Below are 20,940 nucleotides of genomic sequence, written 5' to 3'. Positions count from 1 at the left end.
TTCAGAACAGTCCACAGTCTTTCAGCATATTTTCGATAGACTCATGAACGAGGAGCGAAGGATTCTCTTTATAGTACTTGTAACCTTTATACTGATGCAGAATTAAGCCGGCTTCTTCATTTCTTTTCATGATACCTTTTGCTCGAACAATTGCCGACCGTACATCATCCAAAGATATTTTTCTGAGAACTCTCTTGAAGCTAGCCTCTTCTTTATAATCGGAGAGTTCTGCAAAGTTTTCTCCAAAGGCGCTGTTTATCCCTAGCAGATATTGCCGCCTGTGGGCAAGTGCAGCATTATAATCTCTCTTATGCAAGATCATCCACAGTTCGAAAGTGAAGTTGCTGTATCCTAAATTGTATTTAATCTGCTTTTTAAAGGTTGTGGACTCTTTCAGCGCATCCAATGTTTCTTTAAATTGTCTGACATGAACATCCTCATCACTTTCATAGTCAAACCAGTGTGTGATGACCGTTTTGTCGAGTATTGTTAATGATTTAGCTCGCTTCAGAGGATTTTTTTCTTTCTTACAATCAATGGTTACTGTATGCGCAGCAGAGGGATCGTTATTCATCAATTGCTTGATCCAGTCCAGATACCATTTTTCCGTCTCGCCTTCTACAGAAAAATAATATTTTCGATTAGTTTTTTTGACAGTCATCTATTTACAGCTCCCCTCTGGATTCCAGTAGTTGTTCAAACACAGAGGTGAAGTCCACGTCTTTGATGGCGCCATACTGACTGACGAAATAATTTTTCATGTAATCTCCGCCCATGCGGACGGCTTTTTCTCCGGAGGTGCCAAAATCGGACAACGAATAATGGGTGCTGCGAAAGGTCTCTTCGTCACGCTCCACAAACTTGATTTCATCGCGCCGAAACAGATTCGAATTCAGGAAGATAGGATTGTGTGTGTTGAAGATCAGTTGTGCATTTTTTTTATTCAAATCATCATTGTGAAAAATGTTTACGATACTCATGATCGCCATCGGATGCAGGGAAGCATCGAATTCATCAATAACAAGCGTCCCTCCGCTTAGAAGAGCATCAATAACAACCGGGAACATGTTGACAAAGCGAATGGTTCCGTAAGACTCGAAGGTGTCTGCTTGCACAATGCCTTTTTTATCAAGAATGGAATACAGCTTCGGTTCTGAATCCTCATCCGACGAAAGGAAGCCGAGTCCATTGGAATTGATCCCGAATATCCGGGCGGCATCATTGACGGTTGTATTGACATAAAGGGTGTCCTTTTTCGAGGTGGAAGGCCGAGCCTGAAGAGCATCTGCCCTGCAGAAAACCATGAATCTATTCTCAAACCAATCCGTTATGATGCCAACCAGCTTGGAACTGAACATCGCTTTGAAGCCGTTCATTAGAAATAACTCATCATCGATCAAATTCTTTTTGGCTAAATTTCTCACACTCTTTTCATTTTCCTCAAATCCATTGATCGCGTACTTTCTGATGATATTCGTGTCACCTAACTCCAGCGACGGGTTGCGGGAAAAAATCATCTTTTCGTTTATATATAAAGCTTCGGTCAGTACTTTACGATCATAGTCTTCTTCCAGAAAGCTCCCCAGATCAAGGGACAATCTATAGTCAAAAAGAAATCCGCTGTCGGTAAACTTGATCGCGAAATCGACCGGAGTCTTCTGTTTATCCGCTTTGTTGGGAATCAACTCCAATGCCCCAGCGGCAGGATTAGAGCGGGACTTTTTATCTTCATTGCGGATATGTCCTCTTAACATGATTTGTTTCAGGATATCCATGGCTCCTATGATGTTTGTCTTACCCGATGCATTCGGGCCGTAAATGACCGCTGAGCTTAGGCCTTTGTATTCCTTAGCTCCAATTTTTTCTTTGAGCAGACTGTAATCCAAACCCTTTTGCTTGGGGGCAGGAGTCATGGAGAAGACAAGCTCGTCTTGAAATGATTTAAAGTTTTTGGTTCTGAAATCAAGCAGCATGATTACACCTCCATTTTGCAGTATTTTTGCAAATTACAAATATAATATATGCATCAGTTTGGACAAAAGTCAATTTTTTCATACCATTTTGTTGAAAAATAACAAAATCAATAATCTGTAATGTTGCCTGTAATTTCACGGATAGCTTTTTTGTCCTTTGTTTGGAGAGTGATTTCATGGAAGTGTTTGAACAGTTGAAAACAAAGAGATTGGCTGGTGAACACCTAGTTTTGGATGACCTTACACCAAAGGATCTTAAACTTATTTAGAGTTGCGAATCTCTTGTAGATATAGTTCATGAAGCTGTTTAGACAAAATGAGGCAGTTCAAAAAGTAGGTTTGTACTACTTTTTGAACTGCCTTTTCACTTTGCTTATCGCTTTTGAATCAAGTCATATCATCCCGAAGCGCATCAATAATATTTTCCTTTTTGATCTTGCTAATGGCATACAGCATTGTGACAAATACAATAAAGAGAACGCTGAACACGCTGATTCCGATGCTGGCCCAAGGCAGCACAAAAACGATACCGTCCGCTCCGCCTATGAACATCCCTTTGTAAATCAGCCAAGAGAAAATCACCGCTACGGGAAGTCCGACGAGCAGCGCCCTCATGCCATAAAAGGCACACTCGAAATTCATCATCTTCTGGAAATCGTGTTCCGACATTCCCACCGAGCGGAGCATGGCAAGCTCCCGCCGGCGCAGCTTGATGTTCGTGGAAATGGTGTTGAACACATTGGCAATTGCAATCAGCGAAATCATAATGATAAAAGTATAGGCAAACACGTTGGCAATGAAGATATAATTACGGCTCTCATCCATCAGTCTGTTCATATTGTACATATTGTACGCAGCTGTGATCCCCGCGCCCTCGATCATCGTTTCCATTTCAGCTGCCGACTGCGTGGGGCTCTCTGACTTAAAGGTCATGCCCTTCATAGCCACATGAGTGTCAGGTGTTACATACTGCTCTTTGAGCGAATAGGGAGCCAACACATAGAAAAAGATCGGTGTCGGCTCCGTGGCATCCAGAATCGGGAGTGTATCGGGCGGCGCGGTATCGACAAACGTAATGCTGACGTTTTCCCCCTGTTCCGGCTCCCCCCCGTCATCTGTCTTGGGCACGATGGTGAAATTCATGGCAGAGTTTTTGAACACGTCCACATACTCGCCAGCCTCTTCAATCTTGGCAACGGAAATCAGCTTCGCATTTTGCCCGGTATATTCCTCTGCCGGCAGACCCAGCTCCGCAAGAATACTAAGATAGGTGCTTTCATCAAGGAACTGAAATTGCATGGGCAGTTTAACGGTGTCGCCCGTTGCATAAGAAGGCGCATATTCCCAGTAATCGTCTGTCATATCGCTTGCTTTGGCAGTGCCTGAATAGGTAACAAGCGCCTGATATGAGCTTGCATAGACGCCATCAGCGGTCTTCATCTTGTCATATAGCGGCAGCATTTCGCTGTCGTCCATATCCCGTGCGGCAAAGGCGATGTCGTAGGTCGTAACCTCTGTCGACTGACCTAACGCCAGCTTCAGATCCGTCACAAAAGCACTGGCTGATATAAACAGCACTACGCTTAAAACAAGTGACAGCACAATGCTGCGATAGCGTTTCTTGTTTCTCTTAAAATTCTTGAGTGCAAGGGTTCCCTCCAAACCGTAAAAGTGCTGTGCCAGGTTTGAAGTTTTAATAGCTTTGGATTCAACCTTGACCTCGTTCGTCTGGCGAATACACTCCATCACAGGTGTGTTTACAGCTTTTCTTGCCGGGATATAGGCCGAAATCAGAATCGTAACCATGCTGACCGCTGCCGCAGCAATAATTGCGGGAATAGATACTGTCACATTCAATGGGACATCAGTGTAGAGGATGTTACCAAACGTCTTGGCGACAATGTCGATTACGAGTTTGATGCCGCCCATGCCAACCAGTATACCTATCGGTATGCCGACTGCACCGATGCAAAGTCCCTCAAACAGCACTGAATTTCGTAGCTGCTTTGCCGTGGCTCCCACCGACATGAGGATACCAAACTGCTGTGTACGCTCATTCAGGGAGATGTTGAAGGAGTTGTAAATCAGAAAAATCGAGCCTGTCATGATGATGGCGACCACAATGCCGCCAACCGCATACAGAAGCCTGTTGAACATGTTATCGTCCGAAAGGCCCATGAAACGCAGCACATAATCATTCAAAAAATACGCATGGTCTTCGGCTGTTTTGTCGATGTAAGCATGTATTTGGCGCGGGTTTTTCAGTGTGACAAACAGGCTGAAGCTATCTGTGCTATCCCCGGCATCTGTTTTAGTGATTAGGGTATATCCCGGCGCGGAGTTTTCCTCAAAGCGGGGTCTTTGACAAATACCCACAACCTTGTAGGTTTTCTCACCCTGAGGTACAAAGGTTTCGCTCTGGGCATTGTACGGGACATTCTGACCGAGCTTTTCGCCGCCGCTCATGCGGCTTCCCACGGTGAGGGAAACGGTGTCGCCCACCGCGAATTTCACGCCGGCTTCGGTTGCGACTTTCCCCGAAACAAGAATCTCTCCGCTGTTTTCGGGCATCCTGCCGGAAAACAGTGTGACAGGCAGAGCATCCAAGGTTTCCTCACTGTAACCAGCCAGAAAAAGATACGGCTTGCCCGGGGGTTTGCCGCCGTCAAGCGCTGCGTAACCGATATTTTCAAAGGTTGCGGTGCTTGCAACTCCATCGTCGTGGGTTCGTTCCTGTACGAAAGAGGAATCAACATCCAAAAACTCGACATGCCAATCTCCATATTTTGCAATTGCGCCATTTGTCATATAGCTCAGCAGGGATACGCCAAAGGTGGCGACTGCCGTAATCATGGCAGCAGACAGAACAACTCCGATAATCGTTACAAGCGTTCGTGTGCGGTTCTTTTTCAGTCCTTGTAGGGCGACCTTGTTGAAAATGTTCATGACCGTGCCACCTGCCTCTCGTCCCGCACTACTTTGCCGTCTGATATGCCGATAATGCGGTCTGCTTGCAGGGCGATATTTTCGTCATGCGTGACGATGAGAAGAGTCTGCCGATATTTTTGATTGCTTAATTTCAGCAGGTTGATAATTTCATGTCCATTTCGGCTATCCAAACTGCCCGTAGGTTCGTCGGCAAGCATAACCGCCGGGGCATTCATCAAAGCGCGTCCTATGGATACGCGCTGCTGCTGACCGCCCGAAAGCTGATTGGGTAAATGCATTTTCCGGTCTTTCAGCCCAAGCAGTTCCAACAAGTCATTCAGCCGTTCCTCGTTGACCTTCCGCTTGTCCATCAGTATAGGTAAGGTGATGTTTTCCATCACATTCAGAGTGGGAATGAGGTTGTGAAACTGGTAAATCAGTCCGACCTGCCGCCTGCGGAAGATGGCGAGTTTCTCATTGCTTTGGGCATATACATCCTGCCCGTCCAAATACACCTTTCCGCTTGTCGGCACGTCCACGCCGCCGATGATGTGAAGCAATGTGGATTTGCCAGAGCCGGAGGAACCGATGATTGCGGTAAACTCCCCCTTTTCGATGGTAAGCGAAACATGGTCAAGCGCGGTAACTTGGTTTTCGCCCTTGCCGTAGACCTTGCATAGATTTTCAATTTTTAAGAACTCCATTATGTGAGTCTCCTTCTCATGGTTTACCCATATAATAGAACCTTCATCTTACATCGCTGTGACTTTCAGGTGAGAGATTCGTCACTTTGGGAAACGAATGGCAAATATCGCACCGCCCTGCGGGTGATTTTTTGCGGTAATCGTCCCTCCCTGCCGTGTAATAATCATCTTGCAGAGAGAAAGTCCAATCCCGTATCCTGTAGCGTTTGGGTTTTTCCCGCGATAAAACCTGTCAAACAGGCAGGGTAAATCTTCTTTTTCAAAGCCCGCGCCGCTGTCGTGGATAGCAATCCCGGTAAACAGCGGGTTGTCCGTGCAGACAATCTCAATCTTCCCGTTCTCGCCTGCGCTTTCCATGCAATTTTTGAGGATATTTTGAATGGCTTCCGAAAGCCAACCCGAATCGCCCTGAATCAGTACCCCTTTCGGCACGTCCATTTGCAAATCAATATTGTGCAGTTCCATTGAGATTAGGAACGGGCGAAGCGCGGCGTTTACAAGAGCGTTTACATCGATCTGCCCGCTTTGGAACACCACAATGCCCGCGTCCAAGCGGGATAATTTCAATAGAGAAGTAATCAGCCAATCCATCCGCACAAGCAATTCCTCTGTTTCCCGTACAAATGCTTTCCGCTCGTTCTCATCAGGGTTATTCGCTAACAATGACAGAATCAGGTTCGCGGATGTGAGCGGAGTTCGGAGCTGGTGGGCTATGTCGGCAAGCGAATCGGCAAGATGTTCTTTTTCTTTTTTCAGCGCGTCGTTTTGCTCCCGAATACGCAGCATCATTTTTGTTATCTCGCTGTGCAGAATGGAAAGTTCGCCCTCGTCCGATTCACCAATATACAGATGGTCAGCATTATGAAGTACAAGATCAATTTGATTTGAAATCCGCGCAATGCTTTTGTATCGGGCTTTGGTAAACACGAAAAACGCTGTGCCAAAGGCGGCGGCAGAAGCAATGGCAAGGATTCCCGCCGCCTCATTTATTACAAAACCCAGCATTACAGCGGCGGCGGCCATTAAGGAGAACAAAGTGGCAAACTGCCGAAACTCTCTATTCCGAAGCATGCCCGCCCCCCAATCTATACCCTGTCCCGCGAACGGTCAGAATAATTTGCGGGCTTGCCGGGTCGTTCTCTATCTTCTCCCGCAAGCGTTTGATGTACACGGTCAATGTATTGTCATTGACAAACTCGCCCGCCGCGTCCCACAATTCATCAAGTAGCTTGCCCCTCGTGATAATACTTTTTGGATTGCTAATAAACACCAGCAACAAGCGGTATTCTAATGCTGAAAGAAAAACCTCGCTGCCGTTTTTTTTCACAACGCCGCTTGCCGTATCGACATGAAGCCCGCGAATTTCAAAATCCGCCCCGGAACGCCCGCTTTTTCGCAGGGCGGTTCCAATTCGCGCAATCAATTCACGCGGACGAAAAGGCTTGGTGATATAGTCGTCCGCGCCCATATTTAGCCCGGTAACAACACTCGCCTCATCGCCGGAAGCCGTCAGAAAGATAACGGGTATATCCCCTGTTTCTTTGATTTCCGTGCAAACCGTAAAGCCATTTCCGTCAGGCAAAGAAATATCAATCAACGCCAAGTCAAATTTATTCCCGGCAAGTGCGGCAAGAGCTTCACTCCGCGTAGGGGCGTGGATGACTGTAAATCCCTCCGAGCGAAGCAAAAGTATAAGGTTTTTAGCGATTGCCTTATCGTCCTCAACCAAAAATATCCGTTTCATTTATATTCACCAGCCTTTACTTTAGCGCTCCTATATCGTCCGTCAGCCGGTTTTTCAGCGTCAACTGGAACAAGCCATGTATTTCCCACGCACAACACCTCCATAGCTTTATTATATTTCTTTCGACGGAAATATATAGGATGAGGTGTAAAACAAAAAAATACAGGAGCGTGGAAAGGAGTTCACGCTCCCGCACAGGCTAAAGATGTTAGGCGGCGTTAGCCCCTTCTTTTATGATATACTTTGATTTATCATGCTGTATTCATAGAGAGGTTTTTGAGATGACAAATAATTTTTGGCGTGATTTACCACGGCCTTTTTTTATACTGGCGCCCATGGAAGATGTGACGGATGTTGTTTTTCGCCATGTCGTAAGTATTGCTGCCAGACCGGATGTGTTTTTTACGGAGTTTGCGAATACAGAGAGCTATTGTCACCCCGAGGGGCACCATGCTGTGCGCGGGCGTTTGACTTTTACAGAGGATGAACAGCCCATCGTAGCACATATCTGGGGAGACAAGCCGGAATACTTCCGTCAAATGAGCATCGGTATGGCGAAAGAAGGGTTCAAGGGCATCGATATTAATATGGGTTGCCCTGTAGCGAATGTAGCACAGAACGGGAAGGGAAGCGGCCTGATCTGCCGTCCGGAAACCGCAGCCGAAATCATCCAAGCCGCAAAAGCCGGGGGACTGCCTGTCAGTGTGAAAACAAGACTCGGTTTCAGTGACTTAGACGAATGGCGCGGCTGGTTGACCCATATTTTGAAGCAAGACATTGTTAATCTGTCTATTCATCTGCGCACAAGAGAGGAAATGAGTAAAGTAGATGCTCACTGGGAGCTGATTCCGGAGATTAAGAAGCTTCGCGATGAGGTGGCACCCCATACACTCCTGACCATTAACGGGGATATCCCCGACCGTCAGACTGGTCTTAAGCTCGCTGAAGAGTACGGTGTGGATGGTATTATGATTGGTCGCGGTATTTTTCAGAATCCGTTTGCTTTTGAGCAGGAGCCGAAGGATCACAGTAGTGAGGAATTGCTTGATCTGCTGCGGCTGCATCTGGATCTCTATGATAAATACTCCGTACAGGCACCACGTTCGTTCAGCCCTCTTCAACGATTCTTTAAAATATATGTCCGCGGATTTCGCGGGGCAAGTGAATTAAGAAATAACTTAATGAACACTAAGTCCACAAGTGAAGTGCGTGCGCTGCTCGATGAATTTGGAAGCAAGGAGCATGACGAGGCGGAGGAAAGTGGGAATTAAGCTGCCAAGATTGTAGAAATCCGAGTGGGAAATAGAATAGACGCTAAACGAGTGAGGATCGGATGAATGGGGAAGGGGATGAGCCCGGAGCCAACAAGCCTTTCCTCTGTTTTTTATATATATTCTACACAATGATTTGACTTCTAAAAAAACTTTGTTTACACTTTGTTTATACATTCTGGGAGGCGGTTCTATGTTTCAGGTTCGAAAATGGGGTAACAGCTTGGGCATTCGCATTCCGAAATCCCTTGCCCTAAAGGTCGGTATTGAGGAAGGCTCCAAAGTCGATCTTGATGTGGAAGATGGACATCTTATCATCAAGCCGAAGTCGGCTACACTGGACGAAATCCTTTCCCAGGTCACCCCGGGAAATCTCCATAATGAGGTCTCTACAGGCAAACAACAAGGACGGGAAGTATGGTAACGGGCGGGTATGTGCCGGATCGAGGCGACTTGGTATGGTTGCAGTTCAACCCGCAAGCGGGGCATGAACAGGCAGGCAAACGTCCGGCTTTTGTCGTGTCTCCTGCTTCCTATAATGGTAAGGTCGGACTTTCCTTGCTCTGTCCGGTAACTTCTAAACCAAAGGGCTACCCGTTTGAAGTAGTCATTCCGCAGGATCTGCCCATCGAAGGGGTTATCCTTGCCGATCAAGTAAAGAGTCTAGATTGGCAATCCCGACAGGCAGTGTTCATCTGTAAAGTACCACAGATCATACTGTCAGATGTCGTTGCCAAACTCGACTTACTGATTCGCTGACCTACAATTGTAGGCAGCAATAAGAGAAGTGGTGCCCAGTAAATGAATAACATAAACTCTCATCATTGTAATCTCAATATATGGTATCATCTACCTGATGAAGTATGGAGTAAAGTTGCTGCTATATATAAGTCTATGCCCGGTTGGAAGGGGTATAAAGACGGGATTCCACATTGGTTCGGGCAGGAAGATGATGATATTTTTATTGAAGCATCCGTTGAGCCGGGCGGATTGTCATTTTATGCCCAGATGAATCAGAGCGATTGGGATTCCTGGATAACAAGGTTTAAATCAGAAGCAACAAAGGTATTAGATTTTGACGTTGGTGAACCTGAAGATGGATTTATGTGAAAGGATTGTAACTTCAAATAAACGACGTAAAGGACATGACTATAGCTAATCCCCTCTCTACTAAAAAGGAAATCCGTGGTTGAAGATGTGTGGACAGGTGAGGTGAATATATAAACTCCCGAGGAGTGTGTGACATGATAGGAAGAAATGACCCTTGTCCTTGTGGAAGCGGGAAAAAGTACAAGCAATGCTGTTTACTTAAGCAGTCGGAGGATCAGACGGTGCAGGCGAAGGCGCGGCATTTTTTTGACCGGAAATTTAAATTGACCAATGACCTGTATTCCTTTCTGGCTCAAAAGCAAGGCGGGGAATGGAGCTTCGATCATCAAAAAATCAAACCCTTCGATTCTACTTTAAGCTATTACAGAGATGGAGCCGGAAACATGTGGGCGTATTTCTTTCGTGCATATGATAACGGTTTGCGCGGAATAGACTGGTTTGTGGAAGAGAGGGGCCAGAGGTATTTCGGGGAAGACCGGGAGATGCTTGAAAGATGGAGAAATATGAAGGTTTCCTGCTATCAGTTGGTGGACCAATATGAGCAAGGTGCGATCCTTGAGGACATCTGGACCCAAGAAAGGTATCGGATGCCGTACTGTGAAACGATGATTAAGCTTCCTCCTTGGACCGTATCTATCGGAATGATTGAGCCGTATGTAGAGGATTGGTGTATCCATGGAGTATTTATGTGGGGCCACCCTGATGTAGCATCCGAGGTAATGACCCGAATAGAGCAGTTGCAAGTAGAAAGAGCAAAGGCTTCAGAACAGGAGATGTCTCCTGCGGACATAATGGCCGGCAACTATCCGGAGATGCTTGATTTGTGCAACAGAATTAATAATAGAAGTGAAAAGCCGGTTAGTAATCTGGAGGCCATGAGGGAGCAAATTTTTGTAACGCGCGAATATACTTGCGAGTTGCCCGAGCTGCTGGAGACAATGCTATTGGACATTGGGGACAAATATATTCTAGCGCCGGGGACAGATCCTGCAGAGGATATAACCGTAATTAGCCGGGCAGACAAGCTGGACGGGCTATTAGGCACAATACCAGCGGATCGTCGGGAGCAGCTTAGCTTGGACGAAATCCAGATCTCGAATGATTTGGGGAATATTGTGATCGGTAAACAGGGGGTAACCGTCACTGGTTGGCAAAGCGCTGAACTGGAAGCTACGCTGGAACTGTTGGCCTCGAAGTTGTCTACGGCCGTCGGTCTGACTCAGGTTAATGAACGAAAAGAAGTTAAACAGATCCCTAAAGAGCTTGTCCTAAAAGGATACAATATAATAACAGAAAAGAATCTCTCTGATCAAGAAGTTACTGCTTACGGGAATCTACCCATGCTATTGCAATGGTATCGCGATGCACAAGAGAAAGCTCCCGCAGAAAGTGCCGAAATACTCGTTAGGAGAAGAGAGTATGAGCAATACCGGATCAATCCGGAATTATCCAATTTGGCCCTTTTACGTATAGCGCTAGGGTTGCCTGAGAGTCCGTTTGTTGGGTGATGAAATTGGTGTATACGCTTGAATGTTATTCAGGCTCGGAATTGCCATTTCGAGAGAAATAAAGCTGTGCGCGGGCGGCGTTTGGCTTAAACAGAAAATTGAAGTGAAATGATTGAGGATCGGCTGAATGGAGAGGGTGACCAACCCGGAGCCAGCAAGCCTTTCCTCTGTTTTTATATGGAGGGGATCACATGTCCTGGAGCAAATTGAAGCAACAACTGGAGGGCTTTCTCTGTCCTGCGTTAAATGGAAGGGTAGAATACCGCGCACCAGGTTACCGTTATCTGCCTGATAAATCAGGGATTTGTTATATCTCGGTAGATAAAAAGAACGTACTCAATATGAGTGATAAAACGAACACTATCAGATGGTATCAAACAGAGCTGGAAATTAAGAATGATCCGGATATCCAGATTACTATCACCAATGACGACATTGAAGCGATCAGACAAGCTACCAAGGGGCCAGTGCCGGAGGATCGCCTAATAGTAATGGCCCGAAGCAGAAAAAGTACAGAACATGCAAAAGAGCTTTTGTCAGCACAGGCTGCATTAAGTAAATCGAATTTTATCGTGGTGGCTAATCAGTTTCTGACTACTCCTATAGAGGAGAGCTTGGAGAGCAGCGATATGGTATTGAATATATTGGCTTTGGTGGACAGAAGGGTTGGGAAGAAGCGGATCTTGGGTATGGCCGAGAAGATGGAGTTGAAGCACCCGGTGGTGCGGTGGTTTTATGAGCTGCGGCGTGGTGGGTTGTAGGGGGCAAAGCCATAATCAGCTGTGTGATTTAATAAGGGCCTTCTGATAACAGGAATCTTTTTCTGTTTAACTTGTAGGAATTTCGTGGATTTACATTGAGGATTGGGCTATCATTATTGTGCAATGCAAGTATTAAAGATTGAATTAGATCAACATGATGAGGTGCTACAAATGGACGAACTAATCGAGAAAATCATCCAATTCCGCGACGAAAGGGACTGGAAGAAATTCCATGATCCCAAAGATCTGGCTCTCTCCATCTCGTTGGAGTCGAGCGAACTGCTGGAACTCTTCCAATGGAAGAACAGTCAGCAAGCCATAGAGCAAAATTTTTCCGACATGCAGGACGAAATCGCTGACATTCTCATCTACACGCTAACGCTCGTTCATGATTTAAATATCGACGTAAAGGATGCCATCCTTCAGAAAATAAACAAAAATGCGGAGAAATATCCGGTATCCCGTTTCAAGGGAAGCTCGCAAAAAAGTACGCGGCAGTGAACGGATAGGGGAGAAGCACCATGATTATCTATGAATCGACCAAGCAGCAATTTATGAATGATGTAACCGAAGATACCATTGCGGTAAAGATTCATCACCAGTACGTGCAAAAAGTCGGCAGGGTTTCTCCGGGTGAAATCAATTCATGGAACAATTCCATGAATTATTTATATAAAGTATTAAACACATCTACTATTCCAGATGACGTAGGCATCGCGATTGAATATAAAATTCCAGCGACCTCGAGAAGAGTAGACTTCATGATTACAGGCTTGAATGAAAAGGATCAATACTCCGTCGTTATCATTGAACTTAAGCAGTGGGATGAAGTTGAAACGGTTGAGGATGCAGATGGTCTTGTTAAAACCCGCTATAAAGGAACAAAGACTAAAACGGCGCATCCTTCTTTTCAGGCATGGTCTTATGCCAGGCTAATTAGCGAATATAACGAGACTGTGCAGAACGAAGCGGTCCAGCTCTATCCTTGTGCTTATTTACATAACTATATACGGATCGATAACGACCCTCTATTGCATCCTGTCTACAATCAATACATTGAGGAAGCTCCTATCTTTTCAAAGGGGGATGTTCTAAAGTTAAGAGGGTTTATCTCAACCTACATCAAAAAAACGGATAGAAGCAAATCGCTGTACCTCATTGAACATGGCAAAATTAAACCCTCTAAATCGCTGCAGGATTCACTCGTCAGCATGCTGCAGGGAAATCAAGAATTCATCATGATAGATGATCAGAAGGTAGTATATGAGGAAGCGTTAAGATTGGCGCAGCAGGCTCAGTCGGGAAAGAAACAGGTCCTGATTGTCGAAGGCGGACCAGGGACAGGTAAGTCAGTTCTCGGAATTAATCTTTTGGTAGAGCTTACGGCACGGGAGCTAGTCTGCCAATATGTAACCAAGAATAGTGCGCCTCGTGCCGTATACATGAAAAAGCTACAGCAAAACGTGAAAAAATCGGTCATAGATAACTTGTTTAAGGGATCAGGCGTTTACTATGAAGCATTGCCCGATGAATTCGGTTGCTTGATTGTTGACGAGGCGCATCGCTTAAATGAAAAGTCGGGCCTGTTCAAGAATAAAGGGATTAATCAAACCATGGAGATTATCCGCGCTGCCCGGTTTTCTGTATTTTTCATCGATGAATATCAGAAGATCGCGATGCATGATGTTGGCAGCAAAGAGCAGATTAGACATTATGCTGAACAAATGGATGCGGATATTACGGAGCTGACATTGGCTTCTCAATTCCGGTGCAATGGCTCTGATGGATATCTGGCATGGCTCGATGATGTACTCGATATCCGTGAAACGGCTAACGCAGATGGGTTCGATTTCGACTATGATATTCGACTCTATGATGACCCGAATGAATTACGGGACGAAATCTTCAGCAAAAATCAGATGAATAATAAGGCAAGAATGCTTGCCGGATACTGCTGGGATTGGAAGACGGATGGAAAGAACAATCCTGGCGTTCATGACATTCAATTAGATCAGTATCAGTTTTTCATGAGCTGGAACCTTAACAATACGACGACCTGGGCGATCGACCCTGAATCCATCGAACAAGTGGGCTGCATACATACTTCACAGGGCCTTGAATTTGACTATGTCGGAGTTATTATTGGCGAAGATATGCGTTTTGAAAATAACCGTATCGTCACCGATCCGTTCAAACGTGCAAAAACGGATAAGTCTCTGTCAGGCTTCAAGACCTTGTATAAGAAAGATAAGGACGAGGCGCTCCGAATGGCCGATCAAATTATACGAAACACCTACAGGACGTTAATGACCCGGGGAACGAAGGGATGCTATATCTACTGTGTTGATCCTCATTTGAAGGCGTATTTGCAGAGGCGATTGGCTATCCAAAGTTCGGCGATAATTTCGGGGTAAGGGCGATTGAGGGGCGATGGAGAGTTATATTATTGATTTGAAAAAATTGAGGAAAGGCTGATTGGAGCGGGGTAAACCCTGAGCCAACAAGCCATTCCTCTGTTTTGTTATGGAGGGGATTACATGTCCTGGAGCAAATTGAAGCAACAACTGGAGGGCTTTCTCTTCCTCCGTCTGCATGTAGGAAATATCGCTAAATGAAATGCTGTCCGGTCGCTGAAATTGAGGTCAAAGATTCCAGTCACTTCTTGACAAGCGCTGTGTTATAGATGACGGCTTTGTTGCCCGTTTTCCTCACCTCAAAGCAGGTCTGGTTATCCGGTAGGTATTCAGTCAATGCGATCCCGTCCTCGCTAATTGCAATCCGAATAGTCTTTGTTGAGTTTAGAGAATACCCCCATTTGATGAAACTCATGCCTGGAAACCAATATGATTTTGTCAATAGGATGCTTCATGAGATGAGTGTTACCAGCAGAAGTATGACTGATCGAGGAATGACATGAATAACATTGGAGAGCCTATCCATAAATAGATGTTGTGAAGTCAATTTCCTTAAAATAAAAGGGAATTTATATAATGATGTCGAACTATACACTAACACATGGATTAATTGTTACAAAAAACTAAAACAACTTAGAACTTAGTATAGAGGTGTATCATTATTAATACGTCAAAGCCGATAGCAATTGATTTATTCTCAGGTGCAGGTGGTTTATCATTAGGATTTGAAATGGCTGGTTTCAATGTCAAATGTGCCGTAGAACTGGACAAGTTTGCTAGCGAGGCCCACAAAAAAAATTTTCCTGAATGTGAGGTTATAGAAAGGGACATTACTGAGGTAACTGGCGAAATGTTACTGAAGTCTGTTGAAGCGGAAAAGGGAGAGGTTGATATAGTAATTGGCGGACCTCCCTGTCAAGGATTCTCTCTAGCCGGAAAGCGTGCGCTTGATGATGTGAGAAATGAATTACTGCTAGAATATGCGCGAGTTGTTCTAGAGATAATGCCACGATTTTTTGTGATGGAGAACGTAAAAGGTTTACTCTCATTTAAATCAGGTGATGTACTTCGAGATTTTATAAATAAGCTATCTTCTTTTTATTCAATAACCATGCCTGTAAGAGTGTTAAATGCTGCTGATTTTGGTGTTCCTCAGAATAGAGAAAGACTATTTGTTTTGGGAGTTCGATCCGATTTGAACCATTTAGTAGGATATCCTGATCCTACTCATATTAAGCCGTCTGATGTGAGATATAAGTATGATGAAATGTACAAAAATCATTCTAGTAGGAATTTAGATGAATTGTCTTATTGTCCAACTGTTGCCGACGCAATAAGCGATCTTCCAAACCCTAACTTGTATCCAAAATTAATAGATGGTGACACTATTAAAAACAAAGAATTTGGTATTTACTACATTTCTGAATACGCCCAGACAATGAGAAGAATAGTTGTGAAAAATGACGACTATTCAACACCAAGACCAGACTGGGATAGAAGTACACTCACTAATACTAAAAGAACCAAACATGAAAAAAGAATATATAATGAGTTCCTTAAATTGAAAGAAGGTGAATCTCATACAAGTCGCAGGAAAAAACTAAATGCGAATGGTTTGTCCCCTACGATTAGGGCAGGGACTAAAAGTGATAAAGGATCTTATACCGCATTAAGACCGATCCATTATAAACAACCCAGAGTAATCACGGTCAGAGAAGCTGCCAGGCTGATGAGTTTTCCTGATTGGATGGTTTTTCACGAGACAAAATGGCATGGTTTTAGATTAGTTGGGAATGCTGTGCCACCTTTGATGGCGAAAGCCGTTGCTACAAAGATTTTAGTCCTAATTAAAGAATTAAATTACAGGAAGTGACTATTCGGATGAAGAACTATGACGTTCAACTCCCTATCTCTTCAAAACTTTTTTGGACAATGGGGAATCAGAACTTAACTATTGGTAGGGCCATCGCTGAGTTTGTTGATAATTCTATAGACGCAAGGCAAGCCGTCACCTCAGTGAATGTAGAATTGTTTGAAGATAAAATCATTGTATCTGATACATCGAGTGGTATGGACCTGCCTTCTTTAGTTCAAGCACTAACCCCTGCTGAGAGTAAAAAAGCATTAGGTACTGCTGTGGGTGGCTATGGATTTGGATTAAAGACTGCTTCTGCATTCTTAGGAAATTGCCTGGAGATCACAACATGTGAGGCTGAAATGGACACGGCTTTATATGTCAAGCTGGAAAATACATATGACGACTTAAGTGATTTTTACTCTCATTCATCAAGCACATGGGATATCACTGTCTTCGAAATTGATAAGCCTTTTGATAAGGGAACAGTAATCACACTCTCTAGGTTAGGGCGTCCGCGTTACAAAAGTGATATGGAAAATGTGATAAATCACTTTTCTAAAACATTTTCAAGTTTTATACAAAATAAAGAATTGGAGTTAAAAGTAAATGGGGATTTAGTTAATGCATACATATTTGATCCGTATTGGAAGAAGGAATTTGATTTCTCGGTGACAAATATGAACGGACAAAAATGCAATGTAAACGGATGGGTTGGAGTGTCTAAGTCTCCTGAGAAATCAACGACATCAAAAACGGACAATGGATTCCATCTTTATCTAAATGGTAGACTTCTCAATTATGCTACGTGGATTGGATTAGATCGGCATCCAGAAATGCGTCTGTTAGTTGGAGAGATACACTTAGAAAATTTTAAATCTAATGTAACAAAAACAGAGATTATTAGTGATTCTCAGGAGTATATTGAGTTTGAAGAGGCTTTTATTGAGTGGCTTAAGAAAAATAACATACGAAAACTTATAGATAACAATACTAAAGAGCTAATTAGGGAAAGAAAAAAAGAGCAAAAGGCAATTAATGAGAAACAAGGAAACGCAGCGGGAGGAGTGCTTGAGCCAGCAGCAGGAGAAACGCCTGAGCCAGCAGCCGGAGGAGCGCCTGGGCTAGCAGCGGGAGGAGCACCTGAACCAGCAGCGGGAGGAGTGCCTGAGCCAGCAGCCGGAGGAGCGCCTGGGCCAGCAGCCGGAGGAGCGCCTGGGCCAGCAGCCGGAGGAGCGCCTGAACCAGCAGCCGGAGGAGCGCCTGGGCCAGCAGCAGGAGGAGCGCCTGGGCCAGCAGCAGGAGGAGCGCCTGGGCCAGCAGCAGGAGGAGCGCCTGAACCAGCAGCCGGAGGAGCGCCTGGGCCAGCAGTAGGAGGAACGCCTGAGCCAGCAACAGGAGGAGCGCCTGAACCAGCAGCCGGAGAGTCCATAATAGTAACGGAAGCTCCAATCGCTGAATTAAGAAAACCAAAACTAATTAAAAAGAATGGTGCCGAAAAGGGAATTGTTGTATTAAACATACAAACCTTCTTTAACCCAAATGACTTTGTAGAGGCTATAGACTATTCTGACAAGAAACTTCCAGTAACTATCAGGCACAAAGGAGTAGCTTTGGATATTAATACTCCTGGAGAATATGTACTGTGTTACATTGCAACTGATCAGTATAGTAGGTCTTCAATCGCTGACATTAGATTTTTAGTAGTAGATCCAAGTGTTTCCTATGTTAAACCGGCAAATCAGAACTACACAGTTAAGATAAAGGCCCAACAACAATTTAGTTTTACAGAAAATGAATATAGAGTTTTTAATTTTTCTACAGGGGAGTTATCAAAAAAAATACAAGATACCATAATTGAACTTAATAATCTTGATTTTACCAAAAATAAAATTGCAATGGTTTCACTTTTTCGTATTTTAATCGAATTATGTTGTAGAAAAGCATGTACTTTCTACTCAGACATAATTTATAAGGAAAATGGGTTAGCGACTAATGTAAATAATGTGTTCAATAGATTAAAAAACAAACTTCCAGCTGATAAGGCTAGTACAATGTCGTTTGCGAACGATACACCATTGTCGGACAAGTTGGCCAAGGAATTTAGTAATTTTATTGATTTAAAAGATTTGGATGATTCTCAGAACGGTATGAAAAAAAGCTCGGTAATTGATCTGCTTAACCTTTATATGCATCACGAAAGACGTATTCCTGAGGATATAATAGATTATTGGGAAGCAACCAAACCGTTCTTAATAGCTTGTTTAATGCTTCCAATGGAGCCTAATAATTAGAAATGGAATAATTAAGTTCACTTAATTTGGCTGTTTTTTATGTTCTGTTAAATAAACAAATCGTTTATACTCTTAAGAATTCGCCTTATGTAGCTTCTAAAGTAGCATAAGGCGATCTTGTGTTTGAAGTCGTAAAAGAACATCTTGCTGGTATAGTGCATCAAAGATAATTATCAGTAAAAACTTGCCGCTTCAGCTATCGCGGTGAACCTTATCATTAATAAAGTAAAAGTAGAGAATTAAAATTTTAAATTCCGATTTTATTCTTCCCCTCGACTATACTACCCATCCTCCCCCAGCAACTCCCCAACAGAAACCTCCAGCGCTTTTGCAATAGCAACCACCTCATAATCCTGTACGAGCCTATATTGACCTTCCAATCGTGATAAACTGGTCGGGCTGATGTCTAGGCCGAAGGTTTGCAACCTGGCGAGGAAATCCTTTTGCTTCATTCGCTTAGCCTTTCGAATAGCTACAACTCGGGTCCCGATGATGTTTTTGTCACCTGGGGGTTCTTTGCGATGTCTCATTTCCGTGTCACCTCACAATATTAACCAAATTGTATGCGAGGCAAGTATTGTTTTAATGCGAATATCGAATTAAAATAAAATAAACCGATAAACGCATTAAAATTGCTGTACATCGTCTACAAACATAGCTTTTCCAGGAAGGAGGGGGTGTAATGCAGCATCTGATGCACAAATATGAGGAGGAGAAGCGCAAGCTGAATGAACTTGGGCAGAAATTACTGGAACAGGGAATTCCGCTGAGCAGTAATGAAGCGGTTCAGGCCCAGAGCCGTAAGGTAGACGAACTCATCAATCGTATGTATCAAGAAAAAAGTGGACATTCAGCGTCATTTCGTGTGAACTTCTGTCTTGGAGGGGATGTGGTGAGTTTTCCAGCATGGTTTATACAAACGATTCAAGGTCGATTGAATGAGGTAACCGCACAGATCGAACATCAGTCCGAGCCTAGACATGCTTTTGAAGAAGAGAGCAAAGCTTTTCAAGCGTTGTTTGACTCCATGGACATTGCACTTATGCCAGAGTTTGAGTACTGGGAGGACAAGCTTCAATCGAAGCAAGCCGTTCTTTATGAACGTCTATATCTACAAGGACTAAAGGATGGCATGCAACTTGCAAATGCCTTTACTGCCCCTTCAGTTCTATCGGAGTAAGATGGAATCAGATAGCATACACATACTTTATTTTTGGGCTGTCCATGCGACAGTCCTTTTTTCTTGTGTGCATGTTTGGAAGGAATACATTCCCATATTGTCGAATAACCATAAATATTGTAAATCTAGATGATACGAGGTTTTGCTATGTTTAAAGCGCTATTGTCTCTCTTCAAGAAATCCGACACTAAGCCGCCACAGGCTGTACGTAAGGCACAAGCTCCAAAGCCGAAGCCCAAAGTTGCTCCCACACGAATTGGAGAGTTAGGCGAGCATAAAATCAATATCCAACTGGATCAGCTACCTAAGGAGTGTAAATCGTTAAGTGATCTAATGCTCCCTAATGCCAAATCTCGAACAGGCTACACTCAGATTGATCATGTTGTTATTTCCCCGTATTGCTTATTTGTCATCGAGACGAAAAACTACAATGGGGAAATTAAAGGCGGGAGGACGGATCAGCAATGGTCCGTGAGCAACCGTTACAAGATGTATAATCCGCTGAAGCAAAACTATGGCCACATAAAGGCTATTGAGAGTCTTTTAAAAGGTGTAGCTGCAGTGAAATTCATTTCTATGGTTTCATTCACTATGAGATGTAGGTTCAGTATTGACCCAGAGCTTCGGAAGATCTACTCGGACGAACTGGTTGTCTATGATGTGGAACTAAGTGAGTTTATCTCTAGGAAGCTGATTAGTTTAAAAGCGGGAACTCCTGGACCTCTTATTTCTGCAACTCAGGCCCAGACCATATATGATCATTTGGTTCAGGCTAATATCACCGATATTGAGATTCGTAAGCTTCATGTGGATAAAATCAAGAACAGGAGCTGATTTTAATGCCGATCTACAACAAACTTGTTCGTGACAAAATCCCTGAAATTATCCGAAGGTCCGGTAAGGACTACAATTGCATAACGTTAGAGAAAGAATCTTATATTTCCGAATTAAAAAGAAAGCTTCGAGAAGAGGTAGAAGAGTATACCCGAGCTGCTGATGACGCAGAGGGGGTGGAAGAACTGGCCGATATTCTTGAAGTGGTCCATGCTCTTGCTCAAATACATAAGGCCCTTCCAGAAGATTTAGAGAAGGTACGTGCTAAGAAAGCAGAGGAACGAGGAGGCTTTAAAGAGCGCAATTTTCTAGTTGAAGTAACGGAGTAATCAAGCTTTAAGTAACTACTGTAATCATACATTCT

At 44.0% G+C, this 20,940-nt stretch carries 20 protein-coding genes; 13 read left to right on the top strand and 7 right to left on the bottom strand.

Going from position 1 to position 20,940, the window contains the following annotated elements:
• Position 1 precedes the first annotated feature (1 nt).
• The 6 genes from NYE29_RS06340 to NYE29_RS06315 form a co-directional block, all read right to left on the bottom strand.
• Positions 2 to 661 (bottom strand): RloB domain-containing protein, encoded by a 660-nt coding sequence (locus tag NYE29_RS06340; RefSeq protein WP_340894938.1) that lies wholly within the window; start codon positions 659 to 661, stop codon positions 2 to 4.
• A gap of 4 nt (positions 662 to 665) precedes the next feature.
• A complete protein-coding gene (locus NYE29_RS06335) occupies positions 666 to 1,973 on the bottom strand; it encodes an AAA family ATPase (RefSeq protein ID WP_340894936.1) in 1,308 nt (435 codons plus the stop codon).
• A 387-nt stretch (positions 1,974 to 2,360) separates the two neighbouring features.
• The gene (locus NYE29_RS06330) at positions 2,361 to 4,919 is read right to left on the bottom strand and encodes an ABC transporter permease (RefSeq protein WP_340894935.1); all 2,559 of its coding nucleotides are present in this window, start codon (positions 4,917 to 4,919) and stop codon (positions 2,361 to 2,363) included.
• Complete coding sequence (locus NYE29_RS06325) at positions 4,916 to 5,605, bottom strand: ABC transporter ATP-binding protein (protein ID WP_340894934.1); 690 nt, start codon at positions 5,603 to 5,605, stop codon at positions 4,916 to 4,918. Before NYE29_RS06325 ends, NYE29_RS06330 begins: the two co-directional genes overlap by 4 nt.
• 81 nt (positions 5,606 to 5,686) lie before the next feature.
• On the bottom strand, positions 5,687 to 6,628 hold the full coding sequence (locus tag NYE29_RS06320; protein ID WP_340894933.1) for a sensor histidine kinase: 942 nt from the start codon (positions 6,626 to 6,628) through the stop codon (positions 5,687 to 5,689).
• Positions 6,629 to 6,662: 34 nt separating this feature from the next.
• Complete coding sequence (locus tag NYE29_RS06315; RefSeq protein WP_340894931.1) at positions 6,663 to 7,349, bottom strand: response regulator transcription factor; 687 nt, start codon at positions 7,347 to 7,349, stop codon at positions 6,663 to 6,665.
• A gap of 281 nt (positions 7,350 to 7,630) precedes the next feature.
• Here NYE29_RS06315 and NYE29_RS06310 point away from each other — a divergent pair, with 281 nt between their 5' ends.
• The 10 genes from NYE29_RS06310 (at position 7,631) to NYE29_RS06265 (ending at position 18,562) form a co-directional block, all read left to right on the top strand.
• On the top strand, positions 7,631 to 8,620 hold the full coding sequence (locus tag NYE29_RS06310) for a tRNA dihydrouridine synthase (RefSeq protein ID WP_340894928.1): 990 nt from the start codon (positions 7,631 to 7,633) through the stop codon (positions 8,618 to 8,620).
• A gap of 193 nt (positions 8,621 to 8,813) precedes the next feature.
• Positions 8,814 to 9,044: an AbrB/MazE/SpoVT family DNA-binding domain-containing protein gene (locus tag NYE29_RS06305; protein ID WP_340894924.1), complete on the top strand. Its 231-nt coding sequence runs from the start codon at positions 8,814 to 8,816 to the stop codon at positions 9,042 to 9,044.
• Entirely contained in the window at positions 9,038 to 9,379 is a 342-nt protein-coding gene (gene mazF, locus NYE29_RS06300; protein ID WP_340894921.1) for an endoribonuclease MazF, read from the top strand. Before NYE29_RS06305 ends, mazF begins: the two co-directional genes overlap by 7 nt.
• 42 nt (positions 9,380 to 9,421) lie before the next feature.
• A complete protein-coding gene (locus NYE29_RS06295; protein WP_340894919.1) occupies positions 9,422 to 9,730 on the top strand; it encodes a hypothetical protein in 309 nt (102 codons plus the stop codon).
• A gap of 134 nt (positions 9,731 to 9,864) precedes the next feature.
• A complete protein-coding gene (locus tag NYE29_RS06290; protein ID WP_340894918.1) occupies positions 9,865 to 11,238 on the top strand; it encodes a YecA family protein in 1,374 nt (457 codons plus the stop codon).
• A gap of 191 nt (positions 11,239 to 11,429) precedes the next feature.
• Positions 11,430 to 11,999 carry an SF0329 family protein gene (locus tag NYE29_RS06285; RefSeq protein WP_340894915.1) on the top strand — a complete coding sequence of 190 codons (570 nt, stop codon included), beginning with the start codon at positions 11,430 to 11,432 and terminating at the stop codon, positions 11,997 to 11,999.
• A gap of 171 nt (positions 12,000 to 12,170) precedes the next feature.
• A complete protein-coding gene (locus NYE29_RS06280; protein ID WP_038585778.1) occupies positions 12,171 to 12,500 on the top strand; it encodes a MazG-like family protein in 330 nt (109 codons plus the stop codon).
• Positions 12,501 to 12,520: 20 nt separating this feature from the next.
• Positions 12,521 to 14,413 (top strand): DUF2075 domain-containing protein, encoded by a 1,893-nt coding sequence (locus tag NYE29_RS06275; protein WP_340894912.1) that lies wholly within the window; start codon positions 12,521 to 12,523, stop codon positions 14,411 to 14,413.
• Positions 14,414 to 15,068: 655 nt separating this feature from the next.
• On the top strand, positions 15,069 to 16,286 hold the full coding sequence (locus NYE29_RS06270) for a DNA cytosine methyltransferase (RefSeq protein ID WP_340899627.1): 1,218 nt from the start codon (positions 15,069 to 15,071) through the stop codon (positions 16,284 to 16,286).
• Between the two features lie 8 nt (positions 16,287 to 16,294).
• Positions 16,295 to 18,562 (top strand): ATP-binding protein, encoded by a 2,268-nt coding sequence (locus NYE29_RS06265; RefSeq protein WP_340894910.1) that lies wholly within the window; start codon positions 16,295 to 16,297, stop codon positions 18,560 to 18,562.
• A gap of 281 nt (positions 18,563 to 18,843) precedes the next feature.
• Here the strand turns inward: NYE29_RS06265 and NYE29_RS06260 are convergent, their stop codons facing one another.
• A complete protein-coding gene (locus NYE29_RS06260) occupies positions 18,844 to 19,092 on the bottom strand; it encodes a helix-turn-helix domain-containing protein (RefSeq protein WP_340894909.1) in 249 nt (82 codons plus the stop codon).
• 152 nt (positions 19,093 to 19,244) lie between these two features.
• Here NYE29_RS06260 and NYE29_RS06255 point away from each other — a divergent pair, with 152 nt between their 5' ends.
• From NYE29_RS06255 to NYE29_RS06245, 3 genes are all read left to right on the top strand, one after another.
• Positions 19,245 to 19,742 carry a hypothetical protein gene (locus tag NYE29_RS06255; protein ID WP_340894908.1) on the top strand — a complete coding sequence of 166 codons (498 nt, stop codon included), beginning with the start codon at positions 19,245 to 19,247 and terminating at the stop codon, positions 19,740 to 19,742.
• A 147-nt stretch (positions 19,743 to 19,889) separates the two neighbouring features.
• Entirely contained in the window at positions 19,890 to 20,576 is a 687-nt protein-coding gene (locus NYE29_RS06250; RefSeq protein WP_340894907.1) for a nuclease-related domain-containing protein, read from the top strand.
• A gap of 5 nt (positions 20,577 to 20,581) precedes the next feature.
• Positions 20,582 to 20,905, top strand: coding sequence for a nucleoside triphosphate pyrophosphohydrolase (locus NYE29_RS06245; protein ID WP_340894905.1), 324 nt, complete (start codon positions 20,582 to 20,584; stop codon positions 20,903 to 20,905).
• Positions 20,906 to 20,940 lie beyond the last annotated feature (35 nt).

The organism is Paenibacillus sp. FSL M7-1046, from assembly GCF_038007405.1.
In the GTDB taxonomy this organism is placed as follows: Bacteria; Bacillota; Bacilli; order Paenibacillales; family Paenibacillaceae; genus Paenibacillus_AQ.
The sequence above is the reverse complement of the archived record's forward strand: the minus strand, read 5'-3'. Positions and strand labels throughout refer to the sequence as shown.

Excerpts from the sequence above, each read along its gene's own strand:
- NYE29_RS06340 (WP_340894938.1), bottom strand. The coding sequence starts at position 661 with ATGACTGTCAAAAAAACTAATCGAAAATATTATTTTTCTGTAGAAGGC.
- NYE29_RS06335 (WP_340894936.1), bottom strand. The coding sequence starts at position 1,973 with ATGCTGCTTGATTTCAGAACCAAAAACTTTAAATCATTTCAAGACGAG.
- NYE29_RS06330 (WP_340894935.1), bottom strand. The coding sequence starts at position 4,919 with ATGAACATTTTCAACAAGGTCGCCCTACAAGGACTGAAAAAGAACCGC.
- NYE29_RS06325 (WP_340894934.1), bottom strand. The coding sequence starts at position 5,605 with ATGGAGTTCTTAAAAATTGAAAATCTATGCAAGGTCTACGGCAAGGGC.
- NYE29_RS06320 (WP_340894933.1), bottom strand. The coding sequence starts at position 6,628 with ATGGCCGCCGCCGCTGTAATGCTGGGTTTTGTAATAAATGAGGCGGCG.
- NYE29_RS06315 (WP_340894931.1), bottom strand. The coding sequence starts at position 7,349 with ATGAAACGGATATTTTTGGTTGAGGACGATAAGGCAATCGCTAAAAAC.
- NYE29_RS06310 (WP_340894928.1), top strand. The coding sequence starts at position 7,631 with ATGACAAATAATTTTTGGCGTGATTTACCACGGCCTTTTTTTATACTG.
- NYE29_RS06305 (WP_340894924.1), top strand. The coding sequence starts at position 8,814 with ATGTTTCAGGTTCGAAAATGGGGTAACAGCTTGGGCATTCGCATTCCG.
- mazF (WP_340894921.1), top strand. The coding sequence starts at position 9,038 with ATGGTAACGGGCGGGTATGTGCCGGATCGAGGCGACTTGGTATGGTTG.
- NYE29_RS06295 (WP_340894919.1), top strand. The coding sequence starts at position 9,422 with ATGAATAACATAAACTCTCATCATTGTAATCTCAATATATGGTATCAT.
- NYE29_RS06290 (WP_340894918.1), top strand. The coding sequence starts at position 9,865 with ATGATAGGAAGAAATGACCCTTGTCCTTGTGGAAGCGGGAAAAAGTAC.
- NYE29_RS06285 (WP_340894915.1), top strand. The coding sequence starts at position 11,430 with ATGTCCTGGAGCAAATTGAAGCAACAACTGGAGGGCTTTCTCTGTCCT.
- NYE29_RS06280 (WP_038585778.1), top strand. The coding sequence starts at position 12,171 with ATGGACGAACTAATCGAGAAAATCATCCAATTCCGCGACGAAAGGGAC.
- NYE29_RS06275 (WP_340894912.1), top strand. The coding sequence starts at position 12,521 with ATGATTATCTATGAATCGACCAAGCAGCAATTTATGAATGATGTAACC.
- NYE29_RS06265 (WP_340894910.1), top strand. The coding sequence starts at position 16,295 with ATGAAGAACTATGACGTTCAACTCCCTATCTCTTCAAAACTTTTTTGG.
- NYE29_RS06260 (WP_340894909.1), bottom strand. The coding sequence starts at position 19,092 with ATGAGACATCGCAAAGAACCCCCAGGTGACAAAAACATCATCGGGACC.
- NYE29_RS06255 (WP_340894908.1), top strand. The coding sequence starts at position 19,245 with ATGCAGCATCTGATGCACAAATATGAGGAGGAGAAGCGCAAGCTGAAT.
- NYE29_RS06250 (WP_340894907.1), top strand. The coding sequence starts at position 19,890 with ATGTTTAAAGCGCTATTGTCTCTCTTCAAGAAATCCGACACTAAGCCG.
- NYE29_RS06245 (WP_340894905.1), top strand. The coding sequence starts at position 20,582 with ATGCCGATCTACAACAAACTTGTTCGTGACAAAATCCCTGAAATTATC.